Origin of the sequence: Streptomyces sp. NPDC005374 (assembly GCF_042872225.1) — a bacterium.
In the GTDB taxonomy this organism is placed as follows: domain Bacteria; phylum Actinomycetota; class Actinomycetes; order Streptomycetales; family Streptomycetaceae; genus Streptomyces.
Genome location: NZ_JBIAKA010000026.1, coordinates 12351 through 37685, shown reverse-complemented (window position 1 = coordinate 37685; position 25335 = coordinate 12351). Strand labels below are relative to the sequence as shown.

23 protein-coding genes and 5 tRNA genes are annotated in these 25335 nt (G+C 70.6%); 9 read left to right on the top strand and 19 right to left on the bottom strand.

Annotation, left to right across the window (positions count from 1 at the left end; genetic code table 11):
- The first annotated feature begins 21 nt into the window (after positions 1-21).
- Both ACFYRX_RS43005 and ACFYRX_RS43000 read left to right on the top strand, forming a co-directional pair.
- The gene (locus tag ACFYRX_RS43005; RefSeq protein WP_389112380.1) at positions 22-3042 is read left to right on the top strand and encodes a BTAD domain-containing putative transcriptional regulator; all 3021 of its coding nucleotides are present in this window, start codon (positions 22-24) and stop codon (positions 3040-3042) included.
- Between the two features lie 35 nt (positions 3043-3077).
- Positions 3078-4286, top strand: coding sequence for an FAD-dependent monooxygenase (locus ACFYRX_RS43000; RefSeq protein WP_389112379.1), 1209 nt, complete (start codon positions 3078-3080; stop codon positions 4284-4286).
- On the opposite strand, the gene thiD is transcribed toward ACFYRX_RS43000, so the two are convergent.
- Both thiD and ACFYRX_RS42990 read right to left on the bottom strand, forming a co-directional pair.
- Positions 4258-5061: a bifunctional hydroxymethylpyrimidine kinase/phosphomethylpyrimidine kinase gene (thiD, locus tag ACFYRX_RS42995; protein WP_389112377.1), complete on the bottom strand. Its 804-nt coding sequence runs from the start codon at positions 5059-5061 to the stop codon at positions 4258-4260. The genes ACFYRX_RS43000 and thiD overlap by 29 nt on opposite strands.
- Positions 5058-6023: a thiamine-phosphate kinase gene (locus ACFYRX_RS42990; RefSeq protein WP_389112375.1), complete on the bottom strand. Its 966-nt coding sequence runs from the start codon at positions 6021-6023 to the stop codon at positions 5058-5060. The genes thiD and ACFYRX_RS42990 overlap by 4 nt, the downstream gene beginning before the upstream one ends.
- 206 nt (positions 6024-6229) lie before the next feature.
- On the opposite strand from ACFYRX_RS42990, the gene ACFYRX_RS42985 reads away from it, so the two are divergent.
- Both ACFYRX_RS42985 and ACFYRX_RS42980 read left to right on the top strand, forming a co-directional pair.
- Entirely contained in the window at positions 6230-6463 is a 234-nt protein-coding gene (locus ACFYRX_RS42985) for an Lrp/AsnC family transcriptional regulator (protein ID WP_003997603.1), read from the top strand.
- A 20-nt stretch (positions 6464-6483) separates the two neighbouring features.
- Positions 6484-6975, top strand: a complete 492-nt coding sequence (locus ACFYRX_RS42980) for a DUF3515 domain-containing protein (RefSeq protein ID WP_389112373.1) — start codon at positions 6484-6486, stop codon at positions 6973-6975.
- A gap of 10 nt (positions 6976-6985) precedes the next feature.
- On the opposite strand, the gene ACFYRX_RS42975 is transcribed toward ACFYRX_RS42980, so the two are convergent.
- The 3 genes from ACFYRX_RS42975 to ACFYRX_RS42965 are packed head-to-tail and all read right to left on the bottom strand — an operon-like array spanning position 6986 to position 9970.
- Entirely contained in the window at positions 6986-8143 is a 1158-nt protein-coding gene (locus tag ACFYRX_RS42975; protein ID WP_389112372.1) for a D-alanine--D-alanine ligase family protein, read from the bottom strand.
- Positions 8144-8201: 58 nt separating this feature from the next.
- Positions 8202-9212 (bottom strand): NAD(P)H-dependent glycerol-3-phosphate dehydrogenase, encoded by a 1011-nt coding sequence (locus tag ACFYRX_RS42970; protein WP_389112370.1) that lies wholly within the window; start codon positions 9210-9212, stop codon positions 8202-8204.
- Positions 9209-9970, bottom strand: a complete 762-nt coding sequence (locus ACFYRX_RS42965; RefSeq protein WP_389112368.1) for a lysophospholipid acyltransferase family protein — start codon at positions 9968-9970, stop codon at positions 9209-9211. Before ACFYRX_RS42965 ends, ACFYRX_RS42970 begins: the two co-directional genes overlap by 4 nt.
- A gap of 154 nt (positions 9971-10124) precedes the next feature.
- Here ACFYRX_RS42965 and cofC point away from each other — a divergent pair, with 154 nt between their 5' ends.
- Positions 10125-10784, top strand: coding sequence for a 2-phospho-L-lactate guanylyltransferase (gene cofC, locus ACFYRX_RS42960; protein WP_389112367.1), 660 nt, complete (start codon positions 10125-10127; stop codon positions 10782-10784).
- Between the two features lie 44 nt (positions 10785-10828).
- Positions 10829-11020 carry a hypothetical protein gene (locus tag ACFYRX_RS42955; protein ID WP_328750796.1) on the top strand — a complete coding sequence of 64 codons (192 nt, stop codon included), beginning with the start codon at positions 10829-10831 and terminating at the stop codon, positions 11018-11020.
- Positions 11021-11104: 84 nt separating this feature from the next.
- Here the strand turns inward: ACFYRX_RS42955 and ACFYRX_RS42950 are convergent, their stop codons facing one another.
- The 4 genes from ACFYRX_RS42950 to leuC form a co-directional block, all read right to left on the bottom strand.
- Positions 11105-11761: an HU family DNA-binding protein gene (locus tag ACFYRX_RS42950; protein ID WP_389112365.1), complete on the bottom strand. Its 657-nt coding sequence runs from the start codon at positions 11759-11761 to the stop codon at positions 11105-11107.
- Positions 11762-11898: 137 nt separating this feature from the next.
- Positions 11899-12129, bottom strand: a complete 231-nt coding sequence (locus tag ACFYRX_RS42945) for a hypothetical protein (protein WP_028809826.1) — start codon at positions 12127-12129, stop codon at positions 11899-11901.
- 275 nt (positions 12130-12404) lie between these two features.
- Positions 12405-12998, bottom strand: a complete 594-nt coding sequence (gene leuD / locus ACFYRX_RS42940) for a 3-isopropylmalate dehydratase small subunit (RefSeq protein WP_389112363.1) — start codon at positions 12996-12998, stop codon at positions 12405-12407.
- Positions 12999-13003: 5 nt separating this feature from the next.
- Positions 13004-14428 carry a 3-isopropylmalate dehydratase large subunit gene (gene leuC, locus ACFYRX_RS42935; protein ID WP_389112361.1) on the bottom strand — a complete coding sequence of 475 codons (1425 nt, stop codon included), beginning with the start codon at positions 14426-14428 and terminating at the stop codon, positions 13004-13006.
- 192 nt (positions 14429-14620) lie between these two features.
- On the opposite strand from leuC, the gene ndgR reads away from it, so the two are divergent.
- Positions 14621-15337, top strand: coding sequence for an IclR family transcriptional regulator NdgR (ndgR, locus tag ACFYRX_RS42930; protein ID WP_328750791.1), 717 nt, complete (start codon positions 14621-14623; stop codon positions 15335-15337).
- A 231-nt stretch (positions 15338-15568) separates the two neighbouring features.
- Here ndgR and ACFYRX_RS42925 read toward each other — a convergent pair whose 3' ends face one another.
- Positions 15569-16078: a DUF4188 domain-containing protein gene (locus ACFYRX_RS42925; RefSeq protein WP_389112359.1), complete on the bottom strand. Its 510-nt coding sequence runs from the start codon at positions 16076-16078 to the stop codon at positions 15569-15571.
- Between the two features lie 79 nt (positions 16079-16157).
- Between ACFYRX_RS42925 and ACFYRX_RS42920 the strand changes: the two genes are divergently transcribed.
- Entirely contained in the window at positions 16158-16802 is a 645-nt protein-coding gene (locus tag ACFYRX_RS42920; RefSeq protein WP_389112358.1) for a MerR family transcriptional regulator, read from the top strand.
- 53 nt (positions 16803-16855) lie between these two features.
- On the opposite strand, the gene ACFYRX_RS42915 is transcribed toward ACFYRX_RS42920, so the two are convergent.
- The 9 genes from ACFYRX_RS42915 to ACFYRX_RS42875 form a co-directional block, all read right to left on the bottom strand.
- Positions 16856-16928 (bottom strand) — tRNA-Glu (locus tag ACFYRX_RS42915).
- Positions 16929-16974: 46 nt separating this feature from the next.
- Positions 16975-17046 (bottom strand) — tRNA-Gln (locus ACFYRX_RS42910).
- 20 nt (positions 17047-17066) lie between these two features.
- Positions 17067-17139: transfer RNA gene (locus ACFYRX_RS42905), tRNA-Glu, on the bottom strand.
- A 62-nt stretch (positions 17140-17201) separates the two neighbouring features.
- Positions 17202-17274: transfer RNA gene (locus ACFYRX_RS42900), tRNA-Glu, on the bottom strand.
- Between the two features lie 42 nt (positions 17275-17316).
- A tRNA-Gln gene (locus ACFYRX_RS42895) sits at positions 17317-17388 on the bottom strand.
- A gap of 91 nt (positions 17389-17479) precedes the next feature.
- Complete coding sequence (locus ACFYRX_RS42890) at positions 17480-18214, bottom strand: HAD family hydrolase (protein WP_389112356.1); 735 nt, start codon at positions 18212-18214, stop codon at positions 17480-17482.
- 119 nt (positions 18215-18333) lie between these two features.
- The gene (gene gltX, locus ACFYRX_RS42885; RefSeq protein ID WP_389112354.1) at positions 18334-19818 is read right to left on the bottom strand and encodes a glutamate--tRNA ligase; all 1485 of its coding nucleotides are present in this window, start codon (positions 19816-19818) and stop codon (positions 18334-18336) included.
- Positions 19811-20596, bottom strand: coding sequence for a fumarylacetoacetate hydrolase family protein (locus ACFYRX_RS42880; RefSeq protein ID WP_389112352.1), 786 nt, complete (start codon positions 20594-20596; stop codon positions 19811-19813). The genes gltX and ACFYRX_RS42880 overlap by 8 nt, the downstream gene beginning before the upstream one ends.
- A gap of 129 nt (positions 20597-20725) precedes the next feature.
- Positions 20726-20908 carry a hypothetical protein gene (locus ACFYRX_RS42875; protein ID WP_389112351.1) on the bottom strand — a complete coding sequence of 61 codons (183 nt, stop codon included), beginning with the start codon at positions 20906-20908 and terminating at the stop codon, positions 20726-20728.
- A 567-nt stretch (positions 20909-21475) separates the two neighbouring features.
- Between ACFYRX_RS42875 and ACFYRX_RS42870 the strand changes: the two genes are divergently transcribed.
- Complete coding sequence (locus tag ACFYRX_RS42870) at positions 21476-25333, top strand: nitrate- and nitrite sensing domain-containing protein (protein ID WP_389112350.1); 3858 nt, start codon at positions 21476-21478, stop codon at positions 25331-25333.
- The last annotated feature ends 2 nt before the right edge of the window (positions 25334-25335 follow it).

Genomic DNA, 25335 nt, shown 5'->3' with positions numbered 1-25335 from the left:
CGGCCTGCGACAATCGCCGCCATGCGCTTCGGCATCCTGGGCCCCCTGGAGGTACGCACCGGCGACGCCTGTGTCGACCCCGGCGGCCCCCGCCCCCGCGCCCTGCTCACGCTCCTGCTCCTCGACGCGGGCCGTACGGTCTCCGTGGAACGCCTCACCGACGGCCTCTACGGCGCCGAGCCGCCCGCCGGAGCCGCCAACGCCCTCCAGTCCCAGATCTCCCGCCTCCGCAGGCGTCTGGCCCCGTACACGGAGATCGAGGCGACACCGGCCGGCTATCGCATCGCCGTCCCCTCCGACACGGTCGACGCCCACTGTTTCGAACAGCTGTGCACGGCCGGCCATGTCGCTCTCGCCGCCGGAGATCACCGGCAGGCCGCGGCCGCCCTACGGGACGCGCTCGCCCTGTGGCGCGGTCCCGCCCTCCCCGACCTCCCGGACGCGCATGCCGAGCGGGCCCGGCTGGCGGAGCTGCGGCTGGCGGCCGTACAGGACCGGATCGACGCGGATCTGGCGCTCGGCGGCGGCCCGGAACTCGTACCGGAGTTGCGGGCGCTGCTGTCGGACCACCCGTTGAGCGAGCGGCTGTACGGGCAGTTGATGCGGGCCCTGTACGCGGACGGGCGGCCGGCGGAGGCGCTCACGGTGTTCGAGGAGGCCCGGCGGGCGCTCGTCGACGAACTGGGCGCCGATCCCTCGGCCGAGCTGTCGGCGCTGCACCTGGAACTGCTGCAGGGACGGCGATCCGAGCGCCGGAGGAGTGTCCCCGCCCAGCTCACCCGTTTCGTCGGCCGTGAGAGCGAGCTCGTCCTGATCGCGCGGTCCCTGTCCGAGGCCCGGCTGGTCACGCTCACCGGCCACGGCGGCGCGGGCAAGACCCGGCTCGTGATCGAGGCCACGCGGGCCCACGCGGACGTGTGCTTCGTCGAACTCGCACCGCTCACCGACGGCACCCAGATCCCGTACGCCGTCCTGACCGCTCTCGGGGTGCGCGACGGGTTCCGCACCCCGGCGACCGACGGGACGGACCGGCTGCTGGCCGCGCTGGAGGACCGCGAGCCGCTCCTCGTGCTCGACAACTGCGAGCACCTCGTCGAAGAGGCCGCCCTGCTCACGGCACGGCTTCTCGCCTCCTGCCCGGGTGTTCGCGTGCTCGCCACGAGCCGGGAGTTCCTCGGCATCACCGGCGAGGTCGTGGTGCCCGTGCCACCGCTGCCGCCCGAGCCCGCGGTCCGGCTCTTCCTGGACCGCGCCCGGGCCGTCCGCCCGGGATTCGAGGACCACACGCGTGTGGCCGACATCTGCGCGGCCCTGGACGGGCTGCCCCTGGCGATCGAGCTCGCGGCGGCCCGGCTGCGCACCCTCACCCCGGACGAGCTGGCGGACCGCCTCGACGACCGGTTCCGGCTGCTGTCCCGCGGGGACCGCTCCAAGGCACCCCGGCACCGCACCCTGCGTGCCGTCGTGGAGTGGAGCTGGGACCTGCTGGACGACGACGAGCGGGAACTCGCGACGCGGCTGACGGTCTTCCCGGGCGAGGCCGGACTCGATGCCGTCGAGGCTGTGTGCGCGACCCCGCGTCCGGAGGATCTGCTGGCCTCGCTGGTGGAGAAGTCGTTCCTGGAGGTCACCGAGGGCCGCTACCGGATGCTGGAGACGATCCGCGCCTTCGCCGCCGAGCGGCGTTCCCGGGAGCGGCCCCTGAGGGAAGCCCACGCCAGGTACTTCCTCAGGCTGGCCGAGCGCGCCGAACCGGCGCTGCGCGGAGGCGGACAACTCCCCTGGCTGGCCCGCCTGGACGCCGAACGGGACAACCTGGACGCCGCCCTGCGCCACCTCGTGGCCACGGCCCCCGAGGACGCCCTGCGGCTGATGGCCGCCCTGTCGTGGTTCTGGCGGCTGCGCGCCCCGCACGGCGAGCAGGTGCCCCTGGCCCGTGCCCTGCTCGCCGCGGTCGGTGATGCCCCTCCCCCGGGGCTGGCCGAGGAGTACGCCCTGTGCCTGATGAACACCGTCACGGGCCGCGGCGACGACCCCGCCGAACCCGACCGCATCGCGCGCGTGTCCATCCTCATGCACGCCCTGGACGAACCGCTGCGGCTGCCGTTCACCATGGTGCTGTGGTCGCTGACGAGCGGCCCGCAGTACGCGGTGGCCGACGGCCTGCGCGCCGTCCAGGTCGGCGACGAGCCGTGGGGCCGCGCACTGCTGGACCTGGGGCTCGCCTACCAGACGCAGTTCATGGGCGATCCCGTGGCCTCCGAGGCGACCTTCGAGCGCGCCCTGGCCGGCTTCCGTACGACCGGCGACCGCTGGGGCATGGCCAACTGCCTGGATCCGCTGGGCGGTTTCGCGGTCCGGCGCGGCGCGTACGACCGTGCCCTGGAGCTGTTCGACGAAGGCCTGGAGTACGTCCAGGAACTGGACGCACCCGAGGAGACGTCCGACCTGCTGCGCTCCCGGGCCACCGCGCTGCTGTACCGCGGCGACACCGAGGAAGCGGTGGCGCACTTCACGCGCGCCGCGGACCTGGCCCGCGCGGCCGGTGCCCCGGACAAGGTGGCGGCCGCCCGGCGCGGTCTCGGCGACGCGGCCCGGCTCTCAGGGAACTCATCCCCGAGCGGGAACACCGCGCACGCGCGCGTGCACTACGAAAGCGCCCTGGAGGCCTGCGCGGCGAACTGGTTCAGCGTCGGCGAGACCGTCCTGATCCTCATCGGGCTCGGCCGCGCGGCCGCCGCCGAGGGCGACCTCGACGAGGCCCGCGACTGGTTCGAGCAGGCCCGCACCCACACCCTGGACACCCTCGACGTCAACGCCCTCGCGGCCGTCGCCGAGGCCCTGGCCTCCGTCGCCCCGCGTCCCGAACGCGCGGCCGAACTCCTGGGCGCGGCCGAGGGCCTGCGGGGCGCCTCGGCAGAGGGCGATCCCGATGTCGTACGGACGAGGAAGGACGTACGGCGAAGGCTGTCTGCCGAGGACTACGGCAAGGCTTTCGAGCAGGGGCGCGCCCTTCGGTCAGCGGCGGTCAGCGGACGGTAGGAGGACGGTCAGCGCTCCACTGGAGGCTGCCGTGCATGACGAACAAGACGCACGACCTCGGTCACCTGAACGTCCTGATCTCCGGCGCCAGTGTCGCCGGCCCCGCGCTCGCGCTGAACCTCCTGCGGTACGGCGCCCGTGTCACCGTCGTCGAGAGGACGCCTGAGCTGCGCCGCGGCGGCTTCGCCGTCGACTTCCGGGGACACGTCCACCGCAGGGTGCTCACCGAGATGGGCATCTGGGACGAGATCCACGCCCGTCAGACCCGCATGGGCCGCCAGATCGTCGTCGACGCGGACGGCGCCCCGAAGGTGGACCTGCCGTCGGACATGATGAGCGGCGACGTGGAGATCTTCCGCGGGGAACTCGCGCACCTCATGTACGAACGCACCCGGGACCACGTCGAGTACGTGTTCGGCGACTCCATGGCGACGCTCACCGACACCCCGCACGGCGTCGACGTCACCTTCGACCACGGCGCGCCCCGCCGCTTCGACCTGGTGATCGGCGCGGACGGCCTGCACTCGCACACCCGCTCCCTCGTCTTCGGCGACGAGTCCCGTCACCTGCGCTTCTTCGACCACTACGTGGCCGGTTTCGAGGTCCCCAACGACCTGGGCCTGGATCGCACCGGTCGGGTCTACAGCGAGCCCGGCCGCGCGATCGCCCTCGGCAACTACGACGGCGACCCGGACCGCGCGGGCGCGCTGCTGGTCTTCCGTTCCGAGCGGCTGTCGTACGACCGCCGGGACCTCGCCGCGCAGAAGCGGATCCTCGCCGAGAGGTTCGCGGGGATGGGCTGGCAGGGGCCGAACGTCCTCAAGGCCCTGGAGTCGGCCGACGACCTGTACTTCGACGCGATCGCCCAGATCCACGTCGACCGGCTCACCAGCGGGCGGGTCGCGCTGCTCGGGGACGCCGGGTACGGGGCCACGATGGGCGGGATGGGCACCGGGGTCGCGATCGTCGGCGCGTACGTCCTCGCCGGTGAACTCGCCCTGGCGGGCGGGGATCACCGCACGGCGTTCGCCGCCTACGAGGCGCGGATCACCGACTTCGCCAAGGGCTGCCAGAAGACCTCGGGCAACGCGGGCCCGTTCTTCGCGCCGGCCACCGAGCGGCGGATCCGCAGCCGGGACCGGATGTACCGGCTGCTCGCCTCCCGCCCGCTGTCGGCCTTCTTCAAGCGGCTCACCGAGAAGTCGGCGACCAACATCAAGCTGCCGGAGTACCCGGCCGCGTGAGAGCCCAGCCGTGGTCCACGGGTCCGATCCCGCCGCCGAGCGCGAACCCGGCGGCGATCGCCCCGGTGACGTACTCCTTGGCGGCGGTCACCGCGTCCGGCACGGTCTGTCCCTTCGCGAGCTGCGAGGCGATCGCGGACGCGAGGGTGCAGCCCGTGCCGTGCGTGTGCCGGTTGTCGTGGCGCGGTGCGCGCAGCCAGTGCTCCTCGGTGCCGTCGGTGAGCAAGTCAACGGCGTCGCCTGCGAGATGGCCGCCCTTGATGAGCACCCACCCCGGTCCGTACGCGAGGACCGCCTCGGCGGCCTCCTTCATGCGGGACTCCGACTCGACCCGGACGCCGGTGAGTTGGGCGACCTCGTCGAGGTTCGGGGTGGCGACGGTGGCGAGGGGGAGCAGGCGGCGACGTACGGAGTCCAGCGCTTCGGAAGCCAGCAACGAATCCCCATGCTTGGAAACGCCGACCGGGTCGATCACGGCCGGGGCGTCCGTGCCCGCGATCAACTCGGCCACCGCTTCGACGAGTTCGGCGGAGGCGAGCATCCCGGTCTTCACGGCCCGGACGCCGATGTCGTCGACGACACTGCGGTACTGGGCCCGCACCGCGTCCACCGGCAGCTCCCAAATCCCCTGCACGCCGAGGGAGTTCTGCGCGGTGACCGCGGTGACGACGCTCATACCGTGCACGCCGAGCGCGAGCATGGTCTTCAGGTCGGCCTGGATCCCGGCGCCGCCGCCGGAGTCGGAGCCGGCCACCGTGAGCACCGACGGCCTCACGACTCGATGTCCCCGAAGTGGTCCCAGCCGCCCTTGCTGGTCCAGGGCGCCCCGTCGACGGTGACCCGGGGCAGCGCCGACGGGTTGAGGACCTCGCCGATCACCTTCCAACGGGCCGGGAGCTTCACGTCCGGCGAGAAGGTCGCCACGATCGCGTGGTCCTCTCCCCCGGTCAGCACCCACTGGATGGGGTCGACGCCGACGGCCTGTCCGATGTCGTTCATCTGGGTCGGGATGTCGATCGCGCCGGAACGGATGTCGATGCGGACCTTGCTGGCCTCGGCGATGTGCCCGAGGTCGGCGATCAGTCCGTCGCTCACGTCGCACATGGCGGTCGCGCCGAGCGCCGCGGCGGCCGGTCCCGCGTGGTACGGCGGCTCCGGGCGCCGGTGCGCCTCCACGAACGCGCGGGGCGAGCGGAAGCCGCGGGCGAGCACCGCGTACCCGGCCGCGGACCAGCCCAGCCAGCCCGTCACCGCGACGAGGTCACCGGGCTGCGCGCCGCCCCGGGTGACGGGCTCCTGGCCCCGCAGATCACCGAGGGCGGTGATGGAGACCATGATGGTGTCCCCGCGTACGACGTCCCCGCCGACCACCGACGCGCCGGCGACCTGGCACTCGTCGCGCAGGCCGTCCATGAGCTCCGAGGGCCAGGTCACGGGGAGTTCGGCGGGCACGACCAGGCCGAGCAGCAGGGCGGTCGGCACGGCGCCCATGGCGGCGATGTCCGCGAGGTTCTGCGCGGCCGCCTTGCGGCCCACGTCGTAGGCCGTGGACCAGTCCCGGCGGAAGTGCCGGCCCTCGAGAAGGATGTCGGTGCTCGCCACGACCCTGCGGTCGGGTGCGGCGACCACCGCGGCGTCGTCGCCGGGACCCACCCGGACCGCCGGGGTGGTGGTGAGACGGGAGGTGAGCTCCCTGATGAGCCCGAACTCACCGAGCTCACCAACAGTGCCCTTCATGGCCCTTACGCCCCTTCTGTGCCGTGCCGTGCCCGGTCGCGCGTCATCAGTGTCCTCGATACGGTCGAGGGGACCGTGAACTTCTGTCGTGTCCGCACCCCCGCGCGGGCGTCCACGCCCCCGCGGGTCTCCCCGCGACGAGCGACGACGCGATACCGTGGCGTTCCTTTTCCCCACATGATCCTCGTGGCCGCCCTGGAGGTTCCGTGGTACAGGCGTACATCCTGATCCAGACGGAGGTCGGCAAAGCGTCGACCGTCGCCGAGACGATCAGCAAGATTCCTGGAGTCATCCAGGCCGAGGACGTGACAGGACCGTATGACGTGATCGTCCGCGCCCAAGCCGACACCGTAGACGACCTGGGCCGGATGGTGGTCGCCAAGGTCCAGCAGGTGGACGGCATCACCCGTACCCTGACCTGCCCGGTCGTCCATCTGTAGTCCCCGTCTACCCTTGGCCGGTGAAATTCTTCCGTCACCGGCGCCGCACTGTCCTCGGGCTGCCCGCGTTCGCTCTGCTGATCACGGTCGCGGGCTGCTCCTCCGCAGACGACAGCGCGTCGGCGGTGGTTCCCTCGCCGGAGGCGGGCGTCGCGAAGTTCTGCCGAGAACTGGACCGGGTACTGCCGTCCAAGGCCGACGGCCGGAGCCGTCGCGATCCCGAGCCCGCGTCCGCGCTGACGGCGGGCTGGGGTGACCCGGCGATCATACTGCGGTGCGGTGTCGTGCGGCCCTCGAAGATGGACGACCCGGAGGCCGACGGGGTCGAGGTCGACGGGGTGGGGTGGCTGCTGGAGAAGCAGGACGGCGGGTCGTTCCGGTTCACCACGACGCTCAGGAAGGCGTACGTCGAGGTGACGATCCCCAAGGGCCGCACCGGGGACGGCATGGCGCCGCTGGTGGATCTGGCACCGGCGATAAAGAAGGCGATCCCCGAAGGGATCGCCGACTAGCGGCGACCGGCTACCGGAGCCCCGTCGACCTGCGCAGCGCCGCCTCGATCAGCCGGCTGACCAGCTCCGGGTAGGCGATGCCGCTCTTCTCCCACATCTGCGGGTACATCGAGATCGGGGTGAAGCCCGGGAGCGTGTTGATCTCGTTGATCACGAACTCGCCGTGCTCGGTGAGGAAGAAGTCCGCGCGGACCAGGCCCTCGCAGGAGGCCGCGTCGAAGGCGTCGACGGCGAGCCTCTGGACCTCGGCCGTCTCCTCGGGCGTGAGCGGTGCCGGCACGATCCCCGGGGTCGAGTCGATGTACTTCGCCTCGAAGTCGTAGTACGCGTGCTCCTGCGGCGGCGGGATCTCCGCGGGGACCGACGCGCGCGGGCCGTCCTCGAACTCCAGGACACCGCACTCGATCTCACGGCCCCGCAGCGCGGCCTCGACGAGGATCTTCGGGTCGTGGCGCTGCGCCTCCTCGATGGCCTCGTCCAGGCCGGAGAGGTCGTCGACCTTGGTGATGCCGATCGACGAACCCGCGCGCGCGGGCTTCACGAAGAGCGGCCAGCCGTGCTCGCCCGCGAAGTCGACGATCTTCTTGCGGGCGGCGGACTCGTCCCGCTCCCACTCGCGCGGCCGGATCACCACGTACGGGCCGACCTTGAGCCCGAAGGAGGTGAACACCCGCTTCATGTACTCCTTGTCCTGGCCGACGGCCGAGGCGAGCACACCCGAGCCGACGTACGGGACACCGGAGAGCTCCAGGAGGCCCTGGAGGGTGCCGTCCTCGCCGTAGGGGCCGTGCAGGACGGGGAAGACGACGTCGACCTCTCCGAGCGCCTTGGGCACCGATCCGGGCTCGCTGTAGACGACTTCGCGGTTCGCGGGGTCGACGGGGAGCACCACACCGCCGTCGGTCGACTCGGCCAACTCCTCGACGTCCGGGGTGCGGCGGTCGGTGATCGCCATCCGGTCCGGGGCGTCGGCGGTGAGGTACCAGCGGCCCTCCCGCGTGATGCCGATCGGCAGGACGTCGTACTTCGTCCTGTCGATGGCCCGCAGTACGGCGCCGGCGGTGACCACGGAGATCCCGTGTTCGGAGCTGCGCCCGCCGAACACGACGGCCACGCGCGGCTTGCGGGACGGCTGCTCAGGGCTCTGGGGGAGGTTCTCGGTGCTCATATCGCGTTGAGGGTACCCGGTGGTAGAGCCCTGATACAGCGCGCCTCAGCGGGGTCGCTCAGCGTCGTTCGGGCTTCGCGCTGCGCGACATCAGCTCCTTGACGGCGACCACCGGGGACTTGCCCTCGTGCACGATGCCGACGACCGTCTCGGTGATGGGCATGTCGACGCCGTGCCTGCGGGCCAGATCCAGCACGGACTCACAGGACTTGACGCCCTCGGCGGTCTGCTTGGTGACCGCGATGGTCTCCTGGAGGGTCATGCCCTTGCCGAGGTTGGTGCCGAAGGTGTGGTTGCGCGACAGCGGCGAGGAGCAGGTCGCCACCAGGTCGCCGAGACCGGCGAGTCCGGAGAACGTCAGCGGGTCGGCGCCCATGGCGAGCCCGAGCCGGGTCGTCTCGGCGAGACCGCGCGTGATGAGCGAACCCTTCGCGTTGTCGCCGAGACCCATGCCGTCCGCGATGCCGACGGCGAGGCCGATGACGTTCTTCACGGCACCGCCCAGTTCGCAACCCACCACGTCCGTATTGGTGTACGGGCGGAAGTACGGCGTGTGGCAGGCGGCCTGGAGCCGCTGGGCCACTGCCTCGTCGGTGCAGGCGACCACGGCGGCGGCCGGCATCCGCGCGGCGATCTCACGCGCGAGGTTGGGTCCGGTGACCACGGCGATGCGGTCGGCGCCGACCTTGGCGACGTCCCCGACGACCTCGCTCATCCGCATGGCGGAGCCGAGTTCGACACCCTTCATGAGCGAGACGAGAACGGTGTCCGGCGCGAGCAGCGGGGCCCATTCGGCAAGGTTGGCGCGCAGCGTCTGCGAGGGGATCGCGAGGACGGTGAAGTCTGCGTCGCGCGCGGCCCGAGCCGCGTCCGCCGTCGCCCTCAGGTTCTCCGGGAGTTCGACGCCGGGGAGGTAGTCCGGGTTCGTACGCGTGGAGTTGACCGCTTCGGCGAGGTCCGCGCGCCGCCCCCACAGGGTGACCTCGCACCCCGCGTCGGCGAGCACCATGCCGAAGGCGGTACCCCATGAACCGGTGCCGAAGACGGCCGCCTTGACGGGCTTGCTCACGTGCTCTCCCCCTCGTGGCCGCTCTGGGCCTGGGTCCGGCGGCGCTGCTCGATCCGCTCACGGCGCGGGTCGTACGCCAGGTCGGGCGCCTTCTCGCCGCGGATCAGCTCCAGCTGGGCGGTGACGGCGGCCATGATGACCACGGTGGCCTCCCGAAGCAGGTCCGGGGTCATCTCCTGGTCGTAGAAGGGCGACAGGTCCACGGGCGGGCCCGCGAGGACGCGCGAGGTCTTGCGCGGCAGGACGTGGAGCTTCTTGGCGTACGGCGGCAGCAGTTCGTTGGCGCCCCACTGCGCGACCGGGATGACCGGGCACTTGGTCTGGAGGGCCACGCGCGCGGCGCCGGTCTTCCCGGTCATCGGCCACTGGTCGGGGTCCCGGGTGATGGTGCCCTCGGGATAGAACGCGACGCATTCGCCCCGTTCCACGGCGTCGATCGCGGCCCTGAAGGCGCTGAGCGCGTCGGTGGTCTCGCGGTAGACGGGGATCTGCCCGGTGCCGCGCATCATGACGCCGACGAATCCCTTGTTGAAAAGACCGCTCTTCGCGAGGAATCGCGGAACGCGGCCGGTGTTGTACTGAAAGTGCGCGTACGCGAAGGGATCGATGTGCGAATTGTGGTTCACCACGGTGATAAATCCGCCGTCTGCCGGAATGTGCTCCATTCCACGCCAGTCCCGCTTGATCAGAACCACGAGCGGCGGCTTGGCGATCACCGCTGCGAGGCGGTACCAGAAGCCGATTCTGCGGCGGGGCACGCGGACACCTTCCTCTTGGGCTTGGGGGCCGCACAAGTGTCGCCCCAGGCCGCCGGTCTGTCGAGAACACCGTACGCCTCGTCTCCGACACCGCCAGGTGGGCCGCGTGACGACTGAGTGACAATGGCCGCCACAAGACAAGGACGGAACGCTCGTGCAGTGGACGTTGGTCATCCCGCTGAAGCCCCTGGGGCGGGCCAAGAGCAGGCTCTCGGACACCGCCCCCGACGCGGTGCGCCCGGGCCTGGCTCTCGCCTTCGCCCAGGACACCGTGGCAGCCGCGCTGGCCTGCCCGGCGGTGCGGGATGTGGCGGTAGTCACGGACGACGCCCTGGCCGGCCGCGAACTGGCGGCACTGGGCGCCCGCATCGTCCGCGACGAGCCAGGAGGCGGCCTGAACCCGGCGCTGGTGCACGCGGCGGCCTTCGTACGGTCTTTGCACCCCGAAAGCGCCCTCGCGGCCCTGAACGCGGATCTGCCGGCTCTGCGTTCTGCGGAATTGGCCCGCGTACTCGACGCGGCCGCGGAATTCCCCCGCGCTTTCCTCCCGGACGCGGCGGGCGTGGGGACCACCTTGCTGGCCTCCGCGCAGGGCAAGGAATTGCGGCCCGCCTTCGGTGTCGATTCCCGCTTGCGCCACCGCACGTCGGGCGCGGTGGAACTGCGCCCCGTCGACGTGGACTCGGTACGCCAGGACGTGGACACCGGCGAGGACCTGCGGGTGGCGCTGGCGCTGGGAGTGGGCCGCTACACGGCCGCGGCGACGGAAGGGCTGCTGGAAACCCGGCCGGGGGTACGCGGCTCCACCACGTGAGCACGACCGCCCACGACGGACCCGCGGGCACTACGCTGACCGCCATGCAGGCAACCGCGTTCACCTACGACCCCGAAACCCGCAGCGGCCAGGTCCTCCTGGACGACGGCACCCCGATGCCCTTCGGCGCTCCGGCCTTCGACGCGGGAGAGCTCAGGCTCCTGCGCCCCGGCCAGCGGGTGCGCATCGAGGTCGAGGACTCCACGATCACCCTGGTGACCCTGCAGACCTTCTGAAGCCCCCCGCTGAAACCCCCTGAACACGCCGCGGGCCGGACTCCGTCACGGAGTCCGGCCCGGCGCGTGAGTGCCCCTGTGCCCTTACCTCTTGCGGGCGGTGGCCTTCTTGGCGGTGGTGGTGCGAGCCGCCGACTTCTTGGCGGGCGCCTTCGTGGCGGTCGCCTTCTTCGCCGGGGCCTTCTTGGCGGTGGCGCTCTTGGCCGTCGTCTTCTTCGCGGCGGCGGTCTTGGCGGTGCCCGTGGTCGCCTTCTTGGCGGGCGCCTTCTTGGCCGTCGTCTTCTTCGCGGTGGCCGTGGTCTTCTTGGCCGTCGTCTTCTTCGCGGTGGCCGTGGTCTTCCTGGCCGCTGCCGCCTTGGTGGCCGTGGCCTTCTTCGCGACGGCCTTCTTGACCGTGGCCGAAGCCCCGCCGGTCAGGCTGCCCTTGGGCGCCTTCTTGACCGCGACGTCGTTCTTGGGGAGCTTCTTCGTGCCGCTCACCAGGTCCTTGAAGCCCTGGCCCGCACGGAAGCGCGGAACGGAGGTCTTCTTGACCCGAACCCGCTCGCCCGTCTGGGGGTTGCGGGCGTAACGGGCCGGGCGGTCGACCTTCTCGAACGAACCGAAGCCGGTGACCGAGACCCGGTCGCCCGCCACCGTCGCGCGGACGATGGCGTCCAGGACCGCGTCGACCGCGTCGGCGGCCTGCTGACGGCCGCCCACCTTGTCGGCAATCGCTTCTACGAGCTGCGCCTTGTTCACGTCTTCCCCTTCGGAGACATTGCCAGAACGAAAGTGTTCAGGCTTTTTCGCACGTTAGGCAGATATATACCGCAAATCAAACACGAAACGGGCTTATCACCCTTGTGCCGCAACGAACTCGGCTGCTCTGGACTTGTTCAGCGTTCCTCTTCGGGGATTCGCCCCGCGTCGAGGTCAGCGGTGAACCGCTCCAGACGCCTTGTCGCTTCGACGACGTCGTGCTTGGCCGCGGCCGTAATGACCAGCAGCTTCCGGGTCAGCGCCATCCGTACGCCCTCCGGGACTTGCAGTGCGCGCACTCTTGCGTGCGCTTCCTTGAGTTGGTCCGCGACTGCCGCATAGAGCTCGAGTTGGCCGTCGTGTTCCATGCACAGATTGTGCCATCTGGGGCGAGTTGTCGCCTGCTAGGGGTGCAACTGCCGCCTCAAACGGCCTTCCGGGCACATGCGGAAGCCACGGCTACAAGGCACGCGTACCCCGACAACACCCTTCTTAACGTGGGAAGTTGAGCGGGCGTGTCGCGCGGCGCGGGGCCGTCCGGGTGCAGACACGGCCGTACCCCCGATCGGGCTGATCGGGGGTACGGCGGGGTGTTGGGTGGCCGAAACTCGACCTGTTCAGTTGCTCCGAAGGAGGGGCTGCGTCACGCCTGGAGCGTCCGCGGCTTGTACGAGGGCCGCTTGGCCTCGTACGCGGCGATGTCGGCCTCGTTCTTCAGGGTGATGGAGATGTCGTCCAGCCCGTTCAGCAGCCGCCAGCGGGAGTTCTCGTCCAGCTCGAAGCTCGCGGTGATGCCCTCGGCGCGCACCTGGCGGTTCTCCAGGTCGACCGTGATCTCGGCCTCGGGGTCGTTCTCCGAGAGCTCCTGGAGCGCGTCCACCGTCTTCTGCTCCAGAACCACCGTGAGCAGGCCGTTCTTGAGCGAGTTGCCGCGGAAGATGTCGGCGAAGCGCGAGGAGATCACGGCCTTGAAGCCGTAGTTCTGCAGCGCCCACACGGCGTGCTCACGGGAGGATCCGGTGCCGAAGTCGGGGCCGGCCACCAGAACCGTGGCGCCCTTGCGCTCGGGCTGGTTGAGGATGAATTTCTCGTCCTTGCGCCAGGCCTCGAACAGTCCGTCCTCGAACCCGTCCCTGGTCACCTTCTTGAGCCAGTGAGCAGGGATGATCTGGTCGGTGTCGACGTTGGAGCGGCGCAGCGGGACGGCCCGGCCGGTGTGCGTGGTGAATGCTTCCATGACTCTCAGACTCCAGCGGCGACAGGGGCGTCGGACAGGTCGGCGGGCGAGGCCAGGTGGCCCAGCACGGCGGTCGCGGCCGCGACCTGCGGCGACACCAGGTGGGTACGGCCACCCTTGCCCTGCCGGCCCTCGAAGTTGCGGTTGGAGGTGGACGCGGAGCGCTCACCGGGGGCCAGCTGGTCCGGGTTCATGCCCAGACACATCGAGCAGCCCGCGTGCCGCCATTCGGCGCCGGCGTCCTTGAAGACGACGTCCAGGCCCTCGGAAACGGCCTGCAGACCCACGCGCGCGGAGCCCGGGACGACCAGCATCCGTACGCCGTCGGCGACTTTGCGGCCCTTGACGAGCTCGGCTGCGGCGCGCAGGTCCTCGATACGGCCGTTGGTGCACGAACCTACGAAGACGGTGTCCACCTTGATGGAGCGCAGCGGCTGTCCGGCCTCCAACCCCATGTATTCCAGGGCCTTTTCGGCGGCGAAGCGCTCCGAGGCGTCTTCGTACGAAGCAGGGTCGGGGACGTCCGCCGAAAGGGGCGCGCCCTGGCCCGGGTTGGTGCCCCAGGTGACGAACGGCGACAGCTCGTCGGCCTTGATGACGACCTCGGCGTCGAACTTGGCGTCCTCGTCCGTCCTCAGGGTCTTCCAGTACGCGACGGCCGCGTCCCAGTCCTCGCCCTTGGGGGCGTGCGGACGGCCCTCGAGGTAGTCGAAGGTGGTCTGGTCGGGGGCGATCATGCCCGCGCGGGCGCCGGCCTCGATCGACATGTTGCAGATGGTCATCCGGGCCTCCATCGAGAGCTTCTCGATGGCGGAGCCGCGGTACTCCAGGACGTAGCCCTGGCCGCCGCCGGTGCCGATCCTGGCGATGATCGCGAGGATCAGGTCCTTGGCGGTGACGCCGTCGGGCAGGTCGCCGTCGACCGTGATGGCCATGGTCTTCGGGCGGACCAGCGGCAGCGTCTGGGTGGCCAGCACGTGCTCCACCTGGGAGGTGCCGATGCCGAACGCCAGACCGCCGAAGGCGCCGTGCGTGGAGGTGTGGGAGTCACCGCAGACGACCGTCATACCGGGCTGGGTCAGACCCAGCTGCGGACCGACGACGTGCACGACACCCTGCTCGACGTCGCCCAGCGGGTGCAGCCGCACCCCGAAGTCGGCGCAGTTCTTGCGCAGCGTCTCCAGCTGGACCCGGGAGACCGGGTCCGCGATGGGCTTGTCGATGTCGAGGGTCGGAGTGTTGTGGTCCTCGGTGGCGATGGTCAGGTCGAGCCGGCGCACCTGGCGACCGCTCTTGCGCAGACCGTCGAAGGCCTGCGGGCTGGTCACCTCGTGCAGCAGGTGCAGATCGATGAAGAGGAGGTCGGGCTCGCCCTCGGCGCGCCGGACGACATGGTCGTCCCAGACCTTCTCCGCGAGTGTCCTACCCATCGCTTTCCCTCCGGTCGGCCAGAGGTGCGCCGACCCAACTAGAAGATCTTGTGGAGGCGGCACCCACGGCCCCTGTTCCCGGGCACCCGCCGCCAGGCCCGTTTGATCCGCGGGCCACTGTGCCTACAAGGGTTGCGCGTCTCACGGAAAAAGGAACTTGCGTTTCACAGAGTGAGACGTGAGTATCGTTTCATGGACAACAGTAGCGGCGTCGGCGTTCTGGACAAGGCAGCCCTTGTTCTGAGCGCTCTGGAGTCCGGACCCGCCACCCTCGCAGGACTGGTCGCGGCCACCGGACTGGCACGACCCACGGCCCACCGGCTGGCCGTGGCTCTGGAACACCACCGCATGGTGGCACGTGACATGCAGGGCCGTTTCATTCTGGGCCCGCGCCTTGCCGAGCTGGCAGCGGCCGCCGGCGAGGACCGCCTCCTCGCCACGGCGGGGCCGGTGCTCACCCACCTCCGTGACATCACGGGCGAGAGCGCGCAGCTCTACCGCCGCCAGGGCGACATGCGCATCTGCGTCGCCGCGGCCGAGCGCCTCTCCGGCCTCAGGGACACCGTCCCGGTCGGTTCGACGCTCACCATGAAGGCGGGCTCCTCGGCGCAGATCCTCATGGCCTGGGAGGAGCCCGAGCGTCTGCACCGGGGCCTGCAGGGCGCCCGCTTCACGGCGACGGCCCTGTCGGGCGTACGGCGCCGCGGCTGGGCCCAGTCCATCGGCGAGCGCGAGCCGGGCGTCGCGTCCGTCTCCGCGCCCGTGCGCGGCCCCTCCAACCGCGTGGTGGCCGCCGTCTCGGTCTCCGGCCCCATCGAGCGTCTGTCGCGCCACCCGGGCCGTATGCACGCCCAGGCGATCATCGACGCCGCCGCCCGCCTCTCCGAGGCTTTGCGCCGCACGGGCTGAGGTCACCGGGATCGTCGTATCCACGTCGGAAAGGAGCCGGCCTCAACGCCGCGGCAGGCTCCGGACCGACAAGGAGGCGACCCGCTCAGGGGCGCGCGGCTGTATCGATCGCGGCTCCGCCGCGTGGGCGCGACCAGCCCACAACGGGCGCGCACGGCGAAGAATCCGCCACCACCGGCAGTACGCCGTCCGACCCGCCATCGTGGCTGATCGCGCAGTTCCCCGCGCCCCTTACCGAGTGGTGCCGGACTTGTAGGCGAACCGCTCCTTCGCCGAACGCCCCCTGCGCTCCACCGCCACCTGTCCATGCGCGGCCGCCAGGCCGAACGCGGGCATGTCCGCGTAGATCGACTCGTACGAGCCCTCGGGCACCACATACGTCTCGTGCCACAGCCCCACGTGCTGCCGGGCCTTTCCCGCCTTCTCCTTGCGGTTGACGATCGCCCACGCCCGGCGGTGGAACATGTCCGGGGCGTGCGCGTACGCGTACAGCTTCTCCTTCGACTCCCAGTACTGGACGACGTAGTACGTCCGCGGTGACGCCGTCAGCAGTACGTGTCCGAGCAGTCCCCGTTCCGGCGCCCGTGACAGCTCCCGCAGCATCCGAGGCATCGCCGTCAGGACCGGGAACCAGTGGTGCACGGCCCAGAAGTGGTTGATGCGCATACCTATCAGCAGAACCACCGCGTCCCCGTCCACGGACGCGGTGGTGCGGCCTGCGGTGACCTTGTTCCCGAACATGGGACCCCCTGGTTGGTGAGCGGCACTATCCGAGTGCGCGTGCTTGGATAGTGCCGGTATCCGAGAGGTGGGGCAAGAGGTGCGACTGGCCGAACTCAGCGAGCGCAGCGGTGTGTCCACCGCGACGATCAAGTACTACCTGCGCGAAGGCCTGTTGGCGCCCGGTCACCAGATCAACGCGACGACCGCCGAGTACGACGAGGAGCATCTGCGCCGGCTGCGGCTGGTGCGCGCGATGATCCAGGTGGGCCGGGTACCGGTGACGAAGGTGCGCGAGGTGCTCGGGCACGTGGACGACGACTCCCTGGGCCGCACGATCCGCCTCGGCGCCGCACTGTGGGCGCTGCCGCAGGTCCCGGAGCCGAGCGAGGACGACGAGCACGTCCGGGCCGCGCAGCACGAGATCGGCACCCTTCTGGACCGCCTCGGCTGGGAGAACACCAAGCAGCTCACGACCATCTCCCCCGCGTACCGCTCGCTGGTGGCGGCGGTGGCCGCGTTCCGCAGGCTCGGCTACGACTGGGGGGCCGAACAGCTCGCGCCGTACGCCGAGTTGATGCGCCGGACGGCCGTCCTCGACCTGGACAACCTGGAGACGTATCCGTCGGAGGCGGAGCGGGTCGAGTTCGCGATCCTGGGGGCGATCCTCAACGAACCGCTGCTGCAGGCGCTGCACCGGCTGGCCCAGGAGGAGGAGTCGAGCCGGCGCTACGGCTTCGAGTAGAGCCGGTGGGAACGGCGAAGGCCCCCCACCGAAGTGGAGGGCCTCGCTCGATGTACCCCCGACCGGATTCGAACCGGCGCTACCGCCTTGAGAGGGCGGCGTGCTAGGCCGCTACACAACGGGGGCCCTAGCGAACCTGCAGGCGCTTGACGTACAACGCCGCAGATCCAAGCTGGTCTACCTGGACTCGAACCAAGAATGACGGTACCAGAAACCGTAGTGTTGCCAATTACACCATAGACCAATGCGATTGAACGAAATGCGTACCCCCGACCGGATTCGAACCGGCGCTACTGCCGTGAGAGGGCAGCGTGCTAGGCCGCTACACAACGGGGGCCCTAGCGATCCTGCATGAGCGTCAGTGGGTGCGACCCTTACTGACCCTCCGGGAAGGATCTGTACCCCCGACCGGATTCGAACCGGCGCTACTGCCGTGAGAGGGCAGCGTGCTAGGCCGCTACACAACGGGGGCTTTGCGGAGCTGGTCTCCGCTTGTGCAGATGAGCTCTGCGAGCTGGCCTACCTGGACTCGAACCAAGACTAACGGAACCAGAAACCGTCGTGCTGCCAATTACACCATAGGCCACTGGAACTCAAGCCCCTGAAGGGATCTTGTTCTAGTGTGCTCCCCCGGTTCCCGGCCTTTCGGCCCGCTCCCCGGCGGCGCAGGAAGAACATTACCCGAAGGTGGACGGGGCTCCAAAACGGGTATCCGCGCCGAGGATCGCGGGGAGTTCGGCCAGCGAAGCGATGCGGTGCGGACCGGTCGGCGCGGTCGCGTCCGTGTGCACACCGCCGTACCGGTCGATCCAGACGGACAGCAGCCCGGCCTCGGCGGCGCCCCGGCCGTCGATCTCCGGGTGGTCCCCGACGTACGCCACCTCGTGCGGAGCCAGTTCCAGGGCCTCGCAGGCCGCGAGGAAGGCGCCGGCCTCGGGCTTGGAGACGCCCAGTTCGGCGGCGCACAGGATGACCTCGAAGCGGTCGTACACACCGAGCACGCGCAGCTTGTGGTCCTGGACCCGGATGCTGGAGTTGGACAGCACCGCGTGCCGGTGGCTCGCGGCGAGGGCGTCGAGGACGGGCAGGACGTCCGGGAACAGGGCCCAGGCGGTCTCGTAGTGCGCGATGTACCGCTGGAACCAGGCGTCCGCCTGCGCGTCGGTCAGCTCCTGCCCCAGGAACACCCGCACACGGTCCCGCCGCTGCCCCTGGAAGTCGACCTCCCCGGCCGCGAACCGGGCCCACTGGGTGTCGGTGATCGCACGCCAGCGCACGATGGCCTCGTCGACGGTGCCGTACTCCGCCAGGAGACCCTCGGCCGTCAGGTGCAGCCGCATTCCGATGCGGTCGGCCCCCGAGTAGTCGAAGAGCGTGTCGTCGACGTCCCACACCACGGCCCGAATGCTCATGATCCGACGGTAACGCCGCGGCCGGGGCCACGTCTGCCGGTCTGCCGTTCCGCCAGAGCCGCCGGGAACGCCGAAGGGGCGGCACCGGTGATCCGGTGCCGCCCCACACGCGCGTGTGGCTACGCGGCCAGCTTCTCCAGCGCCGCGTCGATCCGGGCCAGCGTCGTCTCCTTGCCCAGGATCTCGAGGGACTCGAAGAGGGGCAGGCCGACCGTGCGGCCGGTGACGGCGACGCGGACCGGGGCCTGGGCCTTGCCGAGCTTGAGGCCGTGGGCCTCACCGGCGGCCAGGACGGCCTCCTTCAGGGACTCCGCGGAGGTCCAGTCGGCCGCCTCCAGCTTCTCGCGGGCCGTGCGGAGCAGGGCGTCGGAGCCCTCCTTCATCGCCTTCGCCCAGGACGCCTCGTCGGCGACCGGCTCGGGGAGGAAGAGGAAGTCGACGTTGTCCGTGATCTCCGACAGGACCTTGAGCCGGGTCTGGGCGTGCGGGGCGATCGTCTGCCACTTCGCCTCGTCGAAGTCCTCCGGCGCCCATGGGGCGAACGGGGCCCGCAGCCAGGGGGCGCAGCGCTCCGTGAAGTCCTTCACGTCCAGGAGGCGGATGTGGTCGGCGTTGATCGCCTCGCACTTCTTCAGGTCGAAGCGTGCCGGGTTGGGGTTCACGTCGGCCACCTCGAAGGCCGCGACCATCTCGTCCATCGTGAAGATGTCCTGGTCGGCCGAGAGCGACCAGCCGAGGAGGGAGAGGTAGTTGAGCAGGCCCTCGGGGAGGAAGCCACGCTCGCGGTAGAGGTTGAGCGAGGACTCCGGGTCGCGCTTGGAGAGCTTCTTGTTGCCCTCGCCCATGACGTAGGGCAGATGACCGAAGGCGGGCACCGACTTCGCGACTCCCAGCTCGATCAGCGCCTTGTACAGGGCGATCTGGCGGGGGGTGGAGGAGAGCAGGTCCTCGCCGCGCAGGACGTGCGTGATCTCCATCAGCGCGTCGTCGACCGGGTTCACGAGCGTGTAGAGCGGTGCTCCGTTGGCTCGTACGATCCCGTAGTCCGGCACGTTCTCCGCGGTGAAGGTCAGCTCGCCGCGGACCAGGTCCGTGAAGGTGATCGTCTCGTCGGGCATGCGGAAGCGGACGATGGGCGTACGGCCCTCGGCGACGTACGCGGAGACCTGCTCGTCGGCCAGGTCGCGGCAGTGGCCGTCATAGCCGGACGGCTTGCCTGCGGCGCGGGCGGCGTCGCGGCGGGCGTCCAGTTCCTCGGTGGAGCAGTAGCAGTGGTAGGCGCGGCCGGCGTCCTGGAGCTTCTGCGCGACCTCCTTGTAGAGGTCCATCCGCTGCGACTGGCGGTACGGCGCGTGCGGGCCGCCGACCTCGGGGCCCTCGTCCCAGTCGAAGCCCAGCCAGCGCATCGAGTCCAGGAGCTGCTCGTAGGACTCCTCGGAGTCGCGGGCCGCGTCGGTGTCCTCGATGCGGAAGACGAGCGTGCCCTGGTGGTGCCGGGCGAAGGCCCAGTTGAACAGGGCGGTGCGGACCAGGCCCACATGGGGGTTACCGGTGGGCGAGGGGCAGAACCGTACTCGGACGGCGGGGACGGGTGCGCTAGCCACGCTTGACAACCTTGTTGGTGAGAGTGCCGATGCCTTCGATGGTGACGGCGACCTCGTCGCCGACGGTGAGCGGCCCGACGCCTGCCGGGGTGCCCGTGAGGATCACGTCGCCGGGGAGCAGCGTCATGGCCTCGGTGATGTTGACGATCAGGTCCTCGATCGAGTGGACCATCTCGCTGGTGCGGCCGAGCTGGCGTTGCTCGCCGTTGACGGTGAGCTGGATCGTCAGGTCGGAGGCCGTTTCGAGGTCCATGCCGGTCTCCACCCAGGGGCCCAGCGGACAGGCGGTGTCGAAGCCCTTCGCCCTCGCCCACTGCTTCTCGCGCTTCTGGACGTCGCGGGCGGTGACGTCGTTCGCGCAGGTGTAGCCGAAGATCACGTCCTTGACGCGCTCACGCGGGACCTCGCGGCACATACGGCCGATGACGACGGCCAGTTCGGCCTCGTGGTGGACGTCCGCGGAGAAGGAGGGGTACTGGATCTCGTCGCCGGAACCGATCACCGAGGTGGACGGCTTGAAGAAGGCGAACGGGGCGTCCGGGACCTCGTTGCCCAGCTCGCGCGCGTGCTCCGCGTAGTTGCGGCCGAAGGCCACGACCTTGTTGGGGAGCACCGGGGGCAGCAGCCTGACCTTGCTCAGCGGGACCTTCGTACCGGAGAGCTGGAAGTCCGCGAAGGGGATGCCCTTGATGATGTCGAGGACGAGCTCGTCCGGCCTGTCGCCCTCGACCGCGCCGAAGGCGACGTTCCCGTCGATGGAGAATCTGGCGATGCGCACGGGATCCTGGCGCCCCTCTACTCGGCCGGCTGGAGTGTGACGCTCCAGGCTAACGCGGGGAGGGGCTCGCGCCTCGCGCCGTACGCCCGGGCCACCTCCCCGCGGGGCGGTGATCCGGGCGCGCTACGGTTACTTGGCCGCGGAGACCGGGATCTCCATCAGGACCGTGCGCCGGGGGTTGGCGGTCTGGGCCGGCAGGTCGAGCGAGTGCTCCGGCTGCTCCGGGGCCGCCAGTTCGCCGGCGTCCTTGAGGTGCACCAGCGTCGTGCGCCGCGGGTTGGCAATGTTGCGGAACATCATCGTCGTCTTCACGGTTGTACTCGACCTCGGATGTCGTGGGTTGGACAGATGCAGCTCTCTTGTAAAGCGTCAGGCTAAACATTCCATTCCCCGCCGGAGTCGTGGAGACCTCATGATCGGCGTGTGAGTTTGCTCACTGAGCTATGGGCAAACCGGACAATTCCGAGTATCAACTCACCCCTACGAAACGGACATTGACTCCCTGAAGCCATCATTCCGCTCCTGATCATGGCGACTGGGACACCCACCCCCGCGGGGAGACTCGCGGGCTTATGTCCGGTATCGCCGAGAACGCTTTCCACACCCGGTGACACCGCCCTCACGTGGTGTCACGTAGGTCACGGTCTGACCCTCGGACCTTGTTGGAGATCCGGCACTGTGCTGGAATTCCACGGACCGCCGCGGGATCGAGCCGGCGCACAGGGGGCGCAGGGAAGCGCCGAGCGGCGGTGAGAAGGGGGAGCCAGCGCCGGGTCACACACGATCCACCGGGGTGCGCATTCAGGGCGCTCCCCACAACGCCGACACCGTGCTTCTCCGTTCTGCGGAGGGGTGCCTGGTCCAGAGGTTGCGACGCTAGTGCAGGGACGTTTCAAGAGGGATGGCAGCGCTTCGGCCGAGCCGGAGCAGCACGGCGGGACCGACCGCGGTCCCTCCCCCCAGCACGCCCAGAACCCGGGCCTGGCTCCGTCCGGCGACGGCGGTTCCGGCCCCGGGCGCCTCGGCGCGTCGGTGTCCTCGGGCCCTGCGGCCCCGGCCACACCACCGGCGAAGCCCCCGAAGAGCCCGAGCGGCCCGGGATCACGCCTGGCGCTGCGCAACTGGCGCATCTCCACGCGCCTGGTGTCGCTGCTCGCGCTCCCCGTGGTGGCTGCCACCTCGCTGGGCGCGCTGCGCATCAACGACTCCATGGACGACATCCAGCAGCTCGACAACATGAAGCTGCTGACGGAGATGACGAAGCAGGCCACCGAGCTGGCCGCCGCCCTCCAGGAGGAGCGCGACCAGTCGGCCGGTCCGCTGGCGCACAACTCCACGGCGAGCAACATCACGGTCAAGGGCTACCGGGACAAGACCGACCGGGCCGCGACCAACTTCATCAACGCCGCCGAGGACATCGACACCTCCAGCAAGGATGGCAACCTCCAGGGCGTCCGCGACAGCCTCGTCGGCCTGGTCCGCGACCTGGACACGCTCAGCAAGGTGCGCAGCGACGCCTACGACACCAAGGGCAACGCGACCCAGACGGTGGAGTCCTACCACCGCCTGATCACCCACCTGCTGGACCTCTCCCAGGACATGGCCGAGGCGACCAGCAACCCGGAGATGATCCAGCGCACGCGTGCCCTGTCGGCCTTCTCCTCCGCCAAGGAGTACGCGTCCAGCCAGCGCGCGATCCTCGCGGCGGCGCTGCCCGCCTCCAACAAGACCCTGGGCAGCCTCTCCGACACCGACCGGCTGTACGGCCAGGGCGCGCTCGACAGTGAGGCGTCCGAGCTCAGCACCTTCCGGAGCATCTACGGCGACAACGACGCCGAGCAGCTCCTGCAGCCCATCGAGGACGGCAACTCGAACATCGAGGCCTCCGACCAGTACGCGGGCCGGGCCTTCGGCCGGTCGGACGGCCTCGCCGACCTGGACAAGCGCTCGTACAAGGACTGGATCGACGACAGCTCGACCAAGATCCAGCAGATGGGCAACATCGAGCACACGCTCCTCGAGGAGATGGAGCAGAAGGCCCGCGAGCTGCGCAGCGAGTCCGAGCGCGAGGCGATCATCTCCGGTGCGCTGATCCTGCTCGTTCTCGGTGTCTCCCTCGTCGGCGCCTTCGTGGTCGCCCGGTCCATGATCCGCTCCCTGCGCCGCCTCCAGGAGACCGCCACCAAGGTCGCCCAGGACCGGCTGCCCGAGCTGGTCAAGCAGCTCTCCGAGTCCGACCCGCAGGACGTCGACACGTCCGTGGAGTCGGTCGGTGTGCACTCCCGGGACGAGATCGGCCGCGTGGCCGCGGCCTTCGACGACGTGCACCGCGAGGCGGTCCGCCTCGCCGCCGAGCAGGCCCTGCTGCGGGGCAACGTCAACGCGATGTTCACCAACCTCTCGCGCCGCTCCCAGGGCCTCATCCAGCGCCAGCTCTCGCTGATCTCCGAACTGGAGTCCCGCGAGGCCGACCCGGACCAGCTCTCCTCGCTGTTCAAGCTCGACCACCTCGCGACACGTATGCGCCGTAACGGTGAGAACCTCCTCGTCCTCGCCGGTGAGGAGCCCGGCCGCCGCTGGACCCGTCCGGTCCCGCTGGTCGACGTGCTCCGCGCCGCCGCCTCCGAGGTGGAGCAGTACGAGCGCATCGAGCTGGCGTCCGTGCCGACCACCGAAGTGGCCGGCCGGGTCGTCAACGACCTCGTGCACCTGCTCGCCGAGTTGCTGGAGAACGCCACCTCGTTCTCCTCCCCGCAGACCAAGGTCAAGGTCACCGGTCACGCGCTGCCCGACGGCCGCGTCCTGATCGAGATCCACGACACCGGCATCGGCCTCTCCCCCGAGGACCTCGCCGCGATCAACGAGCGGCTCGCCTCGCCGCCCACCGTGGACGTCTCCGTCTCCCGCCGCATGGGTCTGTTCGTGGTCGGCCGGCTGTCCCAGCGCCACGGCATCCGCATCCAGCTGCGCCCCTCCGACTCCGGTGGTACGACCGCGCTGGTCATGCTGCCCGTCGATGTCGCCCAGGGCGGCAAGAAGCCCCAGCCGAAGCCCGGTCAGGGCGTCCCCGGTGTTCCCGCCGGGGCTCAGGCCGCCGCCGGTGTGGCCGGGGCCCGCCGTGGCAACGGCCAGGGTGGCGGTGTCCTCGGCGGTGGCGCGCCCGGCGGTGCGGGCGGTGGCGCTCTCGGCGCCGGTGCCCCCGCGGGCGGACGGCTCAACTCCGGTCAGGGACCGCGGGCCGCGCTGCCCGGCAGTGGCCAGGGCGGTCGCCCCGGTGCGCCGGGCGGACCTCGCGGAGCGCAGGGTCCGGGTACGCCTCCGCAGGGCCGGCCCGCTCCGGCCAGCGCGGGCGCCGGGTTCGGCGGCCAGGCTCCGGGCGCCCCGCAGGGCCTCCAGGCCGCGGGCACCGGCGGGCCGGGCCAGGACGCTTTCAACACCCAGGACGCCTACAACGGTCAGGACGCTTTCGGCGGCGGTCAGGACGCCTTCGGCGGCAGGGGTGCCGTACCCCCGCAGTCGCAGGCCCCGAACGCCGGCAAGGCCCCCGAGGGCCGGCGCCGTCGGCCGCAGCTGCCGGGCCGCGGTGGCCCGCGGGCCGAGCTGCCGGGCGGCAACAACCCGCAGCCCCGTACGCCCAGTTGGAGCGACGAGAACGCGCAGCCTCCGGTGCCGCGCGCCTCCCTCGACGTTCCGCGCGGTCACGACGAGCAGGACCCGGCGGCCACGTCCCGCATGCCGCGGATCGACGAGCACCACAGTCCGGCGAGCGCGGGCGCCACGTCGGAGTTCCCTCGTCCGGACTTCAACGCCCCGCAGAACACCGGCCAGTACCCGCGACCGGGTGCGAACGGTCCCCAGAACACCGGCCAGTTCCCCCGGCCGGGCACGAGCGGTCCCCAGGACACGGGCGAGTTCCCCCGGCCCGGCACGAACGCCCCGCAGAACACGGGTCAGTTCGTCCGCACGGACATCTTCGCCACCCCGCCTGCCGGGCAGAACGGCGGCTCGCGGGAGACCGGGCAGTTCCCGAGCCCGCAGGCGTACGACAGCGGCTCGACGGGTCAGTTCCCGATGCCGGGCTACGACGGTTCCGCCACGGGGCAGCACTCCCTGCCGGGTCGTCAGGACCCTTCGTCCACGGGCCAGTTCGAGCGTCCGCAGAGCAACGGCGCCGACTTCGGTGCCCCGCGGCCGCCCGTGCCGCCGCGTCCGCAGCAGCGGCCCGTCCGCCAGGAGCCGGAGGCGCTGCCGCCGGCCTCGGGCCCCGGTGACGGTCGCACGCCGCTGTACGACACGCTCGAGACCAACTGGTTCCACGGTGGCCCGCAGGGACAGGAGCAGCCGTCCAACGGCAGCGGCTCCTCCCCCGCCGCGGCCCCGCGGCAGGATCCGGCGGCCCCGCTGACCCCTGCCGCCGCTCCGCAACGGCCCGCGGCCTCCGCGGGCTGGCGCAGCTCACCCAATGACGACCTCGTCCGGCAGGCGGAGCGTGTGCGCCAGCCGGCCGCGGGCGGTGTCACCACGTCCGGTCTGCCGCGCCGGGTGCCCAGGGCGAACCTCGTCCCGGGTACGGCTCAGCAGCAACAGCACCAAACCGGTCCGCAGGTATCGCGTTCGCCTGATGACGTTCGCGGCCGGCTGACCAATCTCCGTCGGGGTATCGCACAAGGTCGTCAGGTCGGCGGTAACGGCCAGACGGGCAGCTTCCCGAACCCCACTCACCAGCAGGAGCGTTAGTT

Excerpts from the sequence above, each read along its gene's own strand:
- ACFYRX_RS42925 (WP_389112359.1), bottom strand. The coding sequence starts at position 16,078 with ATGTTCGGGAACAAGGTCACCGCAGGCCGCACCACCGCGTCCGTGGAC.
- ACFYRX_RS42890 (WP_389112356.1), bottom strand. The coding sequence starts at position 18,214 with ATGAGCATTCGGGCCGTGGTGTGGGACGTCGACGACACGCTCTTCGAC.
- ACFYRX_RS43000 (WP_389112379.1), top strand. The coding sequence starts at position 3,078 with ATGACGAACAAGACGCACGACCTCGGTCACCTGAACGTCCTGATCTCC.
- leuC (WP_389112361.1), bottom strand. The coding sequence starts at position 14,428 with ATGGGTAGGACACTCGCGGAGAAGGTCTGGGACGACCATGTCGTCCGG.
- ACFYRX_RS42975 (WP_389112372.1), bottom strand. The coding sequence starts at position 8,143 with ATGAGCACCGAGAACCTCCCCCAGAGCCCTGAGCAGCCGTCCCGCAAG.
- ACFYRX_RS43005 (WP_389112380.1), top strand. The coding sequence starts at position 22 with ATGCGCTTCGGCATCCTGGGCCCCCTGGAGGTACGCACCGGCGACGCC.
- ACFYRX_RS42955 (WP_328750796.1), top strand. The coding sequence starts at position 10,829 with ATGCAGGCAACCGCGTTCACCTACGACCCCGAAACCCGCAGCGGCCAG.
- ACFYRX_RS42945 (WP_028809826.1), bottom strand. The coding sequence starts at position 12,129 with ATGGAACACGACGGCCAACTCGAGCTCTATGCGGCAGTCGCGGACCAA.
- leuD (WP_389112363.1), bottom strand. The coding sequence starts at position 12,998 with ATGGAAGCATTCACCACGCACACCGGCCGGGCCGTCCCGCTGCGCCGC.
- ACFYRX_RS42990 (WP_389112375.1), bottom strand. The coding sequence starts at position 6,023 with ATGAAGGGCACTGTTGGTGAGCTCGGTGAGTTCGGGCTCATCAGGGAG.
- ndgR (WP_328750791.1), top strand. The coding sequence starts at position 14,621 with ATGGACAACAGTAGCGGCGTCGGCGTTCTGGACAAGGCAGCCCTTGTT.